The organism is Flavobacterium quisquiliarum, assembly GCF_019308285.1.
GTDB classification, from domain to species: Bacteria; Bacteroidota; Bacteroidia; order Flavobacteriales; family Flavobacteriaceae; genus Flavobacterium; species Flavobacterium quisquiliarum.
This window is the reverse complement of record NZ_WWEM01000037.1, coordinates 226,961-239,183: the sequence shown is the minus strand read 5'-3', so window position 1 is coordinate 239,183 and position 12,223 is coordinate 226,961. Positions and strand designations below refer to the sequence as shown.

The window sequence follows — 12,223 nt, the reverse complement described above, 5'->3', positions numbered from 1 at the left end:
CAATTATTTGTATTTTTTGAACATTACTAAACCATATAAAATATGTAGAATTCCGAATCCTAAAATCCAAAAAATCAAACCATATCCAATATAGAACATAGAAATAAGTCCTAAAATTAATTCAGAAAAGCCTAAATACTTGATATCAGAAAAAGTATATTTTTCTGCATTTAGAACAGCAAGTCCGTAAAATATTAATGTTGAAGGTGCTACTAATCCAAAATATCCGTGATACATTAAAGCAAGACAAAATATTCCACCTGCAAAAAGCGGAACTGCCAGATTAAACAGCATCTTTTTTGTAGCTGATGTCCAGATTGGCAAATTATATTTTCTACTTTTTCTGATGGTAAAAAAGATTCCGAATACAAATGCACACGTCATAATTATGATTCCAATCCAAAATAATTCGGTTACCAGATTAGCTGAATACAATCTATGTTCATCACTTAGATAATCCATCCCATTCGCTTTAAAAAGCTGGTAAACATATATGCCACCAATTAAAGCCGAAAGACCCGCGAAAACTCCCGAAAGTCCGCTTAACGATATAAATCTGGAAGAGCGCTCCATCATGGAACGAATATGTGCTAAATCTTCTTGGTGCTTTTGATTCATAATTAAAGTACTTTGCGCTACAAAGTTATTATTTATTTTGGAATAGCAAATAAAAAAGTAAAAAATATTTATGAAAGTAATCCAAACTCCTGAAAGGTTTTCAAAATCTTGTAGGTTTAAAGCTGAACTTGAATCAAAAACTAAAATCGTCTTTTACTTTAACTTCCTAAATATACCTACAAGGTTTTGAAAACCTTGCAGGAATGAGAATTTCTTATTACATGAGACCGCGTGAGGGATAGGAATAAGCTACCAAAGTAGCATGGATAGCCCGACCGTGTTTGCAGAAAGGCGCACATACGCACAAAGATTGGAAGCGCCTTTTTGCAAACATGGTCACGCCCAAATTATAAAAACTGAAAAGCCCAATCATAACGAAAAGGCTTTTGAATTATTTAAGTTTTAGAACCATCTTCTTCTTTTGAATAAAAAGACTCCAAAAGTGGATAGAATTATAGAAACTAAGAGTAGAATCCAGATTCCGTATTTACTTTCTTCTAATCCGTTTGGGACGTTCATTCCGTACAAACTGGCGATAAGAGTTGGAATCATTAATATGATAGAAATAGAAGTCATCTGTTTCATAATATTGTTCATATTATTGGAGATTACAGAGGCGTAAGCGTCCATCATTCCAGTTAAGATGTTGTTGTAAATATTGGCAGTATCCTGCGCCTGATTTAATTCGATTTCAACATCTTCTAATAATTCTGGATCATAATTAGCTTTATGTGCTTTTAGATTTTTGATTCTTTGGAACAAAACATCATTTGCTTTTAGAGAAGTGATGAAAAACACAAAACATTTTTCGATTTGAAGCAAAGCTTGTAATTCTTCATTTTTAATGGATTTCTCCAAATTATCTTCTGCAAGTTTTATTTTATGATTGATTTGTTTTAGATATTTCAAATACCAAACGCTTGATGATAAAAGCAATCGTAAAACCAAATTGAAATTATCTTCTATCTCGATGTTTTTGCGCTGTGAATAAGCTACAAAATCTTTGATTATCTCTGTTTTATAAAAACTGATTGTAACGCAGATATCCTCTTTAAAAATGATTCCAAGAGGCACGGTATGGAAAGGGATTTTCACATCGCCGCTTTTTATAGGAATACGCATAATAATCAAAGTCCAGCCGTCTTCGATTTCGATACGAGGTCTTTCGTCGATATCCTCTATATCATTGTAAAAGGCTTCAGGAACCTGAAGTTCTTCTAATAAGTAATTTTTATCTGATTCTGTTGGAGATTCGATGTGAATCCAGCAATTTGAAGTCCATTTTTGGATTTCTACTAATCCGTTGTTGTTGGTGTAAAAGGCTTTCATTTCAAAATACAGGGTTTTAACGCAGCATTTTGAAATTTCAAAAGCTGCTTAATTTAATACTAACGAATAATAATAATCGTCCATTTGGAGAAGTGTTTTTTAAGTGGTGCAAAAGTATCCTTTATTTTTAAGAACCAAAACTTTAAAGTATTAATAATATATTAAAATGGCCGTTTGGGAAGTTTTTTTAAACACATAGAGGCATAGATATTTGTTACTGTAAAAAGGCGCTTCACTTATTGTAAAAAACATAGATACTTTAGCTATGTGAGAGAAACTAGTTTCTCTTTTATATTCTTTTACGGAAAATTAATTCTATGTTTCTATGTGTTTCAAAAATTTATACAACAAAAAAAAGCCTGCTCAATTGAACAGGCTTTCATAGTATTTTGAAAAAGAAATTATTTATTTCTTGCGCTTCTCATTTTACGCGCTAAAAGTGTGTTTTTAAGTAACATTGCAATTGTCATTGGCCCTACTCCACCTGGAACTGGCGTAATGAATGATGCTTTTTTACTTACTCCGTCAAAATCAACGTCACCTTTGATAACATATCCTTTTGCATTTGATGCATCTTCTACTCGAGTAATACCAACATCGATAACGGTTACTCCTTCTTTTACCATATCTGCTTTTAAGAATTCTGGAACACCTAAAGCTGTAATAATGATATCAGCATTTTTAGTGAATTCTGCCAAGTCTTTAGTGCGACTGTGAGTCAAAGTAACTGTAGAATCTCCCGGATTTCCTTTACGGCTCATTAAAATACTCATTGGACGTCCCACGATATGGCTTCTTCCAATTACAACGGTATGTTTTCCTGAAGTTTCTACTTTATAACGCTCTAACAATTCCATAATTCCGAATGGTGTTGCTGGAATAAAACTTTCCATTTCAAGCGCCATTCTACCAAAGTTTGTTGGATGAAAACCATCAACATCTTTTTCAGGATCGATTGCTAATAAGATTTTCTGTTCGTCGATGTGTTTTGGCAACGGTAACTGCACAATATACCCGTCTAGATTATCATCTTCGTTTAATTCTTTAATCTTAGCAAGCAGTTCGTCTTCAGTAATTGTTTCCGGCAGACTTACTAAAGTAGAATCAAATCCGATTTCCTGACAAGATTTTACTTTACTTCCTACGTAAGTTAAACTTGCTCCATTATTTCCAACTAAAACCGCTGCTAAATGAGGCACTTTTCCTCCAGCTGCTTTTATAGATTGAACTTCGGCTGCAATTTCGTTTTTAATGTCGTTAGATGTTTTTTTACCGTCTAGTAGCTGCATTGTTTTTGTTTCAGGTTTATCTTTTTATTTCAAGTTTAAAGTTTCAAGTTTGCTGCGCCAATTCGGCTTTTAGCCTCGGGTCACGTTGAAACGAAACTGTATTTATTTATCGAAAAAAGTTTCAAGTTTTGGTTTCTTAACTTGAAACCTTAAACTTGAAACTTTTAATTTTATTATCTCGGCATTCCTCCTGGCATTCCTTTCATACCTCCCATCATTTTCATCAGATTTTTTCCGCCTGGGCCCTGCATCATCTTCATCATCTTACTCATTTGGTCAAACTGTTTCATCAGCTGATTTACCTGCTCGACTTTAGTTCCGGAACCTTTAGCGATTCTGGCTTTTCTTTTTACGTCGATAATGGCTGGTTTGCTTCTTTCGGCTGGCGTCATCGAATAAATAATCGCTTCGATATGTTTGAAGGCATCATCTTCGATTTCTACATCTTTCATGGCTTTTGAAGCTCCTGGTATCATTCCTACCAAGTCTTTCATATTACCCATTTTTTTCACTTGTTGAATCTGAGTTAAGAAGTCATCAAAACCGAATTCGTTTTTAGCGATTTTCTTTTGAAGTTTTCTTGCTTCTTCTTCGTCAAATTGTTCTTGAGCTCTTTCAACAAGAGACACAACGTCTCCCATTCCTAAGATACGCTCTGCCATACGTTCTGGATAGAAAACATCAATTGCTTCCATTTTTTCTCCAGTACCAACAAATTTGATTGGTTTGTTTACAATCGATTTGATTGAAAGCGCTGCTCCACCACGAGTATCACCATCTAATTTCGTTAAGATAACTCCATCAAAATTCAAGATATCGTTGAAAGCTTTTGCTGTGTTTACAGCATCTTGTCCTGTCATAGAATCGACAACGAACAATGTTTCCTGTGGCTGAATTGCTTTGTGAACACGTGCAATTTCATCCATCATTTCCTGATCAACTGCTAAACGTCCTGCTGTATCGACAATTACAACATTGAATCCGTTTGCTTTAGCGTGTTTGATTGCGTTTTGAGCAATCTCTACAGGATTTTTATTTTCTGGCTCTGAGTAAACCTCTACACCTATTTGGTCTCCCACAACATGCAACTGATTAATCGCCGCCGGACGGTAGATATCACAAGCTACAAGAAGTGGTTTCTTGTTTTTCTTTGTTTTTAAGAAGTTGGCTAATTTTCCTGAGAAAGTAGTTTTACCAGAACCCTGAAGTCCTGACATCAAAATAACAGTTGGATTTCCTGATAAATTAACACCAGCAACATCTCCACCCATTAATTCTGTCAACTCATCTTTTACCAGTTTGACTAATAATTGTCCTGGCTGTAAGGTTGTCAATACGTCCTGTCCAATGGCTTTGTCTTTTACTCTGGCAGTAAAATCTTTAGCAATTTTAAAGTTAACGTCGGCATCAAGTAAGGCACGACGAACTTCTTTTAAGGTATCGGCAACGTTTACTTCTGTAATTTTACCGTGTCCTTTTAATATATGGAACGCTTTATCTAACTTATCACTTAAATTATCAAACATACTATTTTCTTTATTTGAAGTGCAAAGATAATCTAATTAGATATTTCAGGCAATTTTTATTTATACGCTTTTTTTGCCACGAAGGCACTAAGACGCAAAGTTTTTTACCACGAATTACACTAATTTCCCGAATTATTTTTTCTCTCGCAGATTTAGCAGATCAAAACAGATTTTTTATTTTTAAAATAAAAATAATCTGCAAAATCAGCTAAATCTGCGAGAGAAAAAAAGTTTTGCGCCTTAGTGGTAAAACAAAAAAAGCGCAAAAGAGTAAAATCTTTGCGCCTTAGTGTCTTCGTGGCTATATCTTCTTAGAATTGAAAATAAATAAACGGCTGTGAACCTGCCACTGCTGTTGCGTAAACAATCCAATAAACAAATCCTAAGATTATTGCTTTTATTAATAATGGAGTTTTGTCAAAAACCGATTTCATTCCGTTTGTGAATGTTTCAGGTAAGAAATGCCAAACATAACCGAATAACATTAATCCGAATACATTTTTATATCCAAGAACAATTGTTTTCCAAAGTTCTGGTTCGAATGTTAATTGTCCGATATTATTAATTACCTGCAATGCTGTTTCGAAATCTCTAGCACGGAAGAAGATCCAGCAGAAAACTACGAAGTGAAATGTAATTAGGATGGAGAAAAATCTCCATAAGAAATTAGGTTTCTTATCTTTCTTAGAAGGAAAGAATTCCATGAAAATTTTATGGATTGCTAATGCTAATCCGTGCAAAGCTCCCCAAACAATAAATTGTGCTCCTGCTCCATGCCACAAACCTCCTAAAAGCATAGTGGTAAACAAATTAAAATTGGTTACTAAAGTCTGTTTTATTTTGCTTGAAAGTAAAAACGACAGACAGAAAACCAAAATACTGCTTCCGGCAACAATCAACGGAATTACACTTTCATTATATTTTGAAATTCCCCAAAGCAATAAACCAAAGAAAAATAAACTCGGAAATAAATATCCTGCGAAAGATCCTTGACGATTTCCTCCAATTGAAATATATAAAAAGTCTTTTAACCAAGTGGAAAGTGAAATATGCCATCTTCTCCAGAAATCGGTAATTGATGTTGATTTATATGGTGTTCTAAAATTGACTGGTAATTTGAATCCTAGTAACAATGCTATACCAATTGCCATATCTGAATATCCTGAGAAATCACAATAAATTTGAATAGCATATCCGTACGAAGCCATTAAATTCTCAAAAGAAGTATAACTTAATGGTGTATCAAAAACACGATCCACAAAGTTTACCGAAATATAGTTTGAAATTACCGTTTTCTTAATTAAACCTCCAATAATTAAGAACAAAGCATTGTTAACATCCTGCTTTGTCAAATTTAATTTTTGATAGATCTGAGGAAGAAAATCCTTCGCACGCACAATTGGCCCGGCAACTAACTGAGGGAAAAACGAAACAAAGAATAAATATTCAATGTAATTTTTGGTTGGTTTAATTTCTTCTCTGTAAATCTCAATGATATAACTCATAGACTGGAAAGTATAAAACGAAATTCCAACAGGAAGAAAAACATTATGCAGTGCAAAATTACCATGAAACATGTCGTTGTAAGTCACAATCAAAAAGTTCATGTATTTGAAATAGCCCAAAAGTGCTAGATTCAAAATTACGCTTATAACGAGATATAATCTTTTAACACCGTCTCTACTTTCTCGGTAAATAATTTGGCTCAAACCATAGTCTACAACAGATGAAAGCAATAATAACAGAAAATAAATCCCACTCGATTTATAATAAAAGAAAAGCGAGAACAGAATAACATACGTTAATCTCAAATAAAATGTTTTGCGTAGAAAACCATACACAAAATAGAAAACCAAAAATAAACCAAGAAATAATCCGGTATTGAATAAAAGTTTTTCGTCTGGATTATAAACAAACCAGCTTTCAACTTGTTCTGTTGTAATTGCACCAAAATTTTGAATGAACCAATTATTAATGCTATCTATTGTTGTCAACTTAATTCTTTAATTTAAAATTATCGTATGTTTTAAAAAACGCCTGTGTAAACAAGTTTCCTTGTTTCTCATATCCTTTTTTGGAATAATGAACCCAATCCGGCCCAATTAATCCTTGTACTTTTAATTGTTTGATGCCACTCATACCTCCAAATTCATCATATAAATCCCAGACTGCAAAACCGTCTTTTTGAGCTGTATCAATAATCTGCTTTGCATAATCACTAATATAATAATTCGGTTTTCTTCTTAATAAAGATGGCGCCGGTGTCATCACTATTATCGGCACATCTATTTTCTGAGCTTTTATATTACTAATAAAATCTCGCAATTCTTTAATATAACTTGAAGCATCCAGATGATCATAACTTTCATTTGTTCCTAATGAAAAGATAAGTAAATCGGGGTGCAAAGCTTTTAATTGTTCAAAAAACAAAGGATATTTATTGTAATCCGAATATTTGGCACCATTTACTCCAATACTGCTGTAGATAACTCCTGAAGCATCTTTTTCTAAAACCAATCCATTTAATTCATAATTAGAAGCTTCTTTATTCGGAATCAAGAAAATTCGACTTAAAGCATTATCCGAATTATAATAATGTGAAAAGGAATCCGACTCGATTGTTAAAGGCACAAATTCCGACATTGAAATGGTCTTTGGCCTTGTTTCGTTTGTTGCAATTTTTAAAGTTCGTCCAGCGCGAATATTATTCGATTTTAAACGATTGTCTCTTTTAATTTCAGCAACAGAAACATTGTATTTATCAGCAATCGTCCCCAGAACTTCTCCTTTTTTAATCTTGTGTGTTATAACTCTTCGTTCTGTTGTTTGAATAGAGTTAATCTTGGAAGAAACTGCCAAATCAAACATATCTTGATTCTGAGGTGTTATAATTTTTATGGTATTGAAATTATAAGCGGGATCTTTTACATTCATTTCCATTACAAATCCGCCCGAATCTCTCCAAAGTCCAATACCGCTTAAACCAACGGGATTACTTTTGAACGGAAGGATATTTCTATAACTTTCCCAACCGCGATTTGATTTGAAACGCTCGTTGTAAGATCCGTTTGTTTTTGCCAATTGATACGGAAACACCAAACCTCTTCCTGCATTTCCAAATCTTTGCTGCAAATTCTTTCTAATCTCATTGGTCATTAAATCACCTTGGATATGAGAATCGCCAATATGAACGATATTGATTTTCTGGTTTTTCTGGCTTTCGTTCTGCTCCAGTTTTTCAAAAAAGCTTTTTAAAACTTGGGCATTATAAATTTGACCCTCTATTGGAGCTTCCGCTTTTGCGGTATCAACTTTTTGAATCATTTTTTTGGGTATTGGATCTACATTAGCTTTTGGTGGCTTTTCATTTGTTGTAAAAAAAAGGCAACAAAAGAACACAATAAGTTTATTCATCATACACTGTCTTTTGTTATTGAAACGGAATCAGGTCTGGCTCTTCTTACTGGTTTTGGTTTAGTTCCTTCTGCATCACGTTTTGCTCTGAGCGTTTTAAATTCTTCGTATCCTTTGTTTAACTGTTCGTACAACAAATTACCGATAGCTTTTGCTCCTCGCTGGTTAAAATGCGTATAATCTTTATTAGCTTTCGCTGGTGCTTCGTCAACCCATTTAATCATTGATCCGTCACCGCCCATTAAAGTATATAAGTTTACAAATCCAGATTCTGTTTCTAAAGCATAATGTTTTTGCGCCTTCATTAAAGGTACAACGGCCGAATCGGTTTTCATTTCCAAATTATATTTAGTCGATTTGTCTGCTGTAGAAACAATTAATATCGAAACTCCTGGAAAAGATTCTTTGATTTTGTTTACGGTTTTTGTCATTCCTTTTTCATACCATGAATAATTTTTGGTACCGTAATTCAAAACGTTTGTTCCGTAGTGCAGAATAATTAAATCGTATTTCAGATTGTTATTAAATGCTCTCATCACATCGGCATTGAACATTGAAATTGGAAGTCCTGAATTTCCTCTTTGTGAAAAATTATCTACGTGAACTCCTATTCCGTTATCAAAATTGAAACCGTAAATCGGAATTGAATCGGCATGCACAAAATTTGCTTTGAATGCCTTTAAACTTCCCGAAGAAACTTTTAAAGTATTCACTAAACTATTTGGTGAAAGACTTTTCTTTAAGGTATCTTTTCCGATAATAAAATTCACTTTCCCTGTTTTAGACGAACGTCCGTAAAACAAAGTAGCATTATCTAAAGTGGTACAATTTTTATTCAATCCTGCTTCGTACTGAACCCAAGTGTTGTTTGATGCATCGTTTGCAAAAAACACATGTCCGTTAACTCCAAAAGGACTGATCGGTTTTTTGACATTTAAATACGATTGCGTTTTCCAGTTTTTAGAATAAGTAGATTTTACAGAACCTCTTGAAGCAGCAGATTCTGAAGTAATCGAAACAAAGCCAACTCCATTACCACCAAAACGCTCCTGATAATTGGCACGAACATCCTGAACGATCAAATCTCCATCGGTCATAGAATCTCCATAATAAGCAATTCTGACTTTGCTCTGCGGATTTTTCTCTAACTGATATAATTTTTCATAGAAAGAAATCAGGTATTGATATCCTTTATAATTTTCGAATGATTCGGCTGGAAACTCAATCCCTTCAGTTTCATCAAAAACAATTTTCTTATTGTTTAAATTTCTTTCACTTGTGGCTATACTATCATCATCCGCAGCAAGCGAATCTTTAGCTACAGATTCTAAAAGCAGACTATCGATTAATATGTTTTTAGAATCTAACTTACTTTCTGAAAATATTTTGTCTGGAAGGATTTGTTTAAATCCAATAAAAGCAACCAATGCCAAAGCAACGATCGAAAAAGACTGAAAAAAATAAGATTTTGTATTCACCTAAATAATTATAAAAGTATAAAACACTGCATTCAAAAATTAAACCAATTAAGTTATTGTTAATTTATTACAGTAAAAATTTGTGCAAAGATAGAATAACATTTTGTTTCTAATTCATTTTAACAAGAAACTAAATAAAAAAAGAGGTTAGAAAAATTCTAACCTCCTTATCAAAAAAAAAATAAAAAAAACAAAGCTAGTGATTAACTAAATCATTGATGCTGTTTAATTGAATATAAGTTTTCCAGATTTTACTTCTTTATTCTCTGAAAGGATTTTATAAAAATAAATTCCTTTTTGGTAGTTGGTTGGAATACTCCAGTTTATTACCTGGTTTGGCGCAACTTTTCCTTTATAAACCGATTTTTCATTTCCTAACTTTTCAGAATATAATATAATCTCAATATTTTTATCTGTCGTGAAATTGGTTGCGAAGTTTATCGATTCTGATGTTGGGTTTGGATAAACTGTTAAATCTGAAGCAAAACTTTCCTTATTTATTTCTTTTGAAGCAATTCTATTACTCTTCATAGAAGGAATAGTTAATACATTACTTGACGAAGGTCTATTTCTAGATTTTACTACTCTGTTAACAGTCATTCCATTATAAACATTTATAGGCAAATTTGAATTATACACCCATGCAGGAAGTACTAAATTTTGCCCAGTCTCTCCTACAAATTCAAATGTTCCTATTTCTTCACTAGTATACTTCCAAACATATTCATAAGTTCCATCTCCACCAGATGGCAAACTACCTGTAATAGTAGATCCGTTTATTGCAATCGTATTATTTACTGTTTCTGGATAAGGTAGAATTGTCACCGTATTACTTGATACCATTCCATTTCTAGATTTTACAACTCTGATAACAGTCATACCATTATAAACATTTATTGGATAATTAGGATTATATACCCATGCAGGAAGTACTAAATTTTGCCCAGTCTCTCCTACAAATTCAAATGTTCCTATTTCTTCACTAGTATACTTCCAAAGATACTCATAAGTCCCATCTCCACCAGATGGCAAACTACCTGTAATAGTAGATCCGTTTATAGCAATTGTATTATTTACTATACCTGGAAGAGGTTGAATTGTCAATATATTACTCGACGAAATACGATTTCCAGATTTTACAGTTCTAGTAACTGTTACACCTTGATAAACATTAATAGGTAAATTGGCATTATATACCCAAGAAGGAAGTACTAAATTTTGTCCTGTCTCTCCTACAAACTCAAATGTTCCTATCTCTTCACTTGTATATTTCCAAACATATTCATAAGTTCCATTTCCGCCTGATGGCAAACTACCTGTAATAGTAGATCCGTTTATAGCAATTGTATTATTTTGTAGAGATTCGGAACGAAAAATCGTTACAACATTACTGTTAGAATACTGATTAGCACTTACGTTACCCGATTCATCCTTTACCCTTCTGTACATAAAAGCTTTTTCTGCCCCTGCATCTTCGATAAATTGATAAACATTAGCTGGAATGGTTAGACTTTTAGTTGTTTCCTGTATCATTAAAGGTTCTTCGCCTTCTAAAATATAAGCATACCAATTATATTCGTATACATTTCGCGCCCCTGTTGGCGTACTTCCTTCAATTACCGAACCTGATAAATTAATCGTATTATTTTCAAGTCTTGGATAAACATAGCAGAAAAGTACATTACTTATATTATAACTCCCTGTTGAGGCTCTGACAATTCTCCTTACATAAAATGACTTTGTCCTATTTTGTATGTGAATATACCGTTCCGTCTCATTAGGTATTGTAATCCATTCACCATTTAAAACATTGTCTTGTATTTGCCATTCGTTAGTATAACCTGACAGTTCACTCCCTATAAACGATACTGCTTGTTCACTACCAACATAAGTTTCAATTGAACCACCATACATAGGGCGTATTGAATTACCTATATTTCCAGGTGGATTTGTCGGATTTGTTGTTGATGTTCCTTTATAATTAACAGTAATTTTAATCATTTTACTTTCGTCCTGAAAACAGCTTCCATTTGTAGAAAACTTATAAACTATCTGTGTATCTGTAGCAACAGTTTTTTTAAATTTGTATCTAATAGTCGTATTTTGTCCTGGAGTAAGTATACTTCCATTAGTATAACTCGAAGATATAACCCCATCATTGTTTCCACAAGATTGCAATGCATCAAGAAAAATAGGATTACTACTAGATCCATAGCAATTCACCAAAACATCTACGGTTCCTTCAACTCCAGAATTAATATTTAAAGTGTTAGTTAACGAGGTATATGTTACTGTGTTTTGAGCAAAAGCTATCTTTGTACAAAAAAGCATCAATATTGATAATAGTAATTTTATTTTCATATTTATGATTGATTACTTTAACATGAAATAATTATTTCGATTTTAAATTAAGAAATTTAATGCAATAAATTTTATCTTAGACCCATATCTGAATTACATGGACTTAAAACAAAACTTACAATAAAACAAAAATATTTCTCTTCATGTTAAAATTAATTATTGATTAAAAATTAACCTCGAATAATAAATTATCCGAGGTTAATTAAGT

At 32.9% G+C, this 12,223-nt stretch carries 8 protein-coding genes; all 8 read right to left on the bottom strand.

Annotated elements, in window-relative coordinates:
- Window positions 1–3: 3 nt before the first annotated feature.
- Window positions 4–618: a hypothetical protein gene (locus GSY47_RS20625; RefSeq protein WP_091496400.1), complete on the bottom strand. Its 615-nt coding sequence runs from the start codon at window positions 616–618 to the stop codon at window positions 4–6.
- A 402-nt stretch (window positions 619–1,020) separates the two neighbouring features.
- On the bottom strand, window positions 1,021–1,947 hold the full coding sequence (locus GSY47_RS20620; protein ID WP_179007904.1) for a magnesium transporter CorA family protein: 927 nt from the start codon (window positions 1,945–1,947) through the stop codon (window positions 1,021–1,023).
- 401 nt (window positions 1,948–2,348) lie between these two features.
- Complete coding sequence (locus GSY47_RS20615) at window positions 2,349–3,236, bottom strand: bifunctional 5,10-methylenetetrahydrofolate dehydrogenase/5,10-methenyltetrahydrofolate cyclohydrolase (protein ID WP_179007902.1); 888 nt, start codon at window positions 3,234–3,236, stop codon at window positions 2,349–2,351.
- A 173-nt stretch (window positions 3,237–3,409) separates the two neighbouring features.
- Window positions 3,410–4,762: a signal recognition particle protein gene (ffh, locus tag GSY47_RS20610; RefSeq protein ID WP_109190528.1), complete on the bottom strand. Its 1,353-nt coding sequence runs from the start codon at window positions 4,760–4,762 to the stop codon at window positions 3,410–3,412.
- A gap of 311 nt (window positions 4,763–5,073) precedes the next feature.
- Entirely contained in the window at window positions 5,074–6,756 is a 1,683-nt protein-coding gene (locus tag GSY47_RS20605; protein WP_219071521.1) for an MBOAT family O-acyltransferase, read from the bottom strand.
- A gap of 1 nt (window position 6,757) precedes the next feature.
- Window positions 6,758–8,086, bottom strand: a complete 1,329-nt coding sequence (locus tag GSY47_RS20600; protein ID WP_246611367.1) for a GDSL-type esterase/lipase family protein — start codon at window positions 8,084–8,086, stop codon at window positions 6,758–6,760.
- Window positions 8,087–8,175: 89 nt separating this feature from the next.
- Window positions 8,176–9,654 carry an SGNH/GDSL hydrolase family protein gene (locus GSY47_RS20595; RefSeq protein WP_179007898.1) on the bottom strand — a complete coding sequence of 493 codons (1,479 nt, stop codon included), beginning with the start codon at window positions 9,652–9,654 and terminating at the stop codon, window positions 8,176–8,178.
- Between the two features lie 225 nt (window positions 9,655–9,879).
- Window positions 9,880–11,985: a hypothetical protein gene (locus tag GSY47_RS20590; RefSeq protein WP_179007896.1), complete on the bottom strand. Its 2,106-nt coding sequence runs from the start codon at window positions 11,983–11,985 to the stop codon at window positions 9,880–9,882.
- Window positions 11,986–12,223: the final 238 nt, after the last annotated feature.

Coding starts and splice junctions, on each gene's coding strand:
- GSY47_RS20625 (WP_091496400.1), bottom strand. CDS start 618: ATGAATCAAAAGCACCAAGAAGATTTAGCACATATTCGTTCCATGATG.
- GSY47_RS20600 (WP_246611367.1), bottom strand. CDS start 8,086: ATGATTCAAAAAGTTGATACCGCAAAAGCGGAAGCTCCAATAGAGGGT.
- GSY47_RS20590 (WP_179007896.1), bottom strand. CDS start 11,985: ATGCTTTTTTGTACAAAGATAGCTTTTGCTCAAAACACAGTAACATAT.
- ffh (WP_109190528.1), bottom strand. CDS start 4,762: ATGTTTGATAATTTAAGTGATAAGTTAGATAAAGCGTTCCATATATTA.
- GSY47_RS20615 (WP_179007902.1), bottom strand. CDS start 3,236: ATGCAGCTACTAGACGGTAAAAAAACATCTAACGACATTAAAAACGAA.
- GSY47_RS20620 (WP_179007904.1), bottom strand. CDS start 1,947: ATGAAAGCCTTTTACACCAACAACAACGGATTAGTAGAAATCCAAAAA.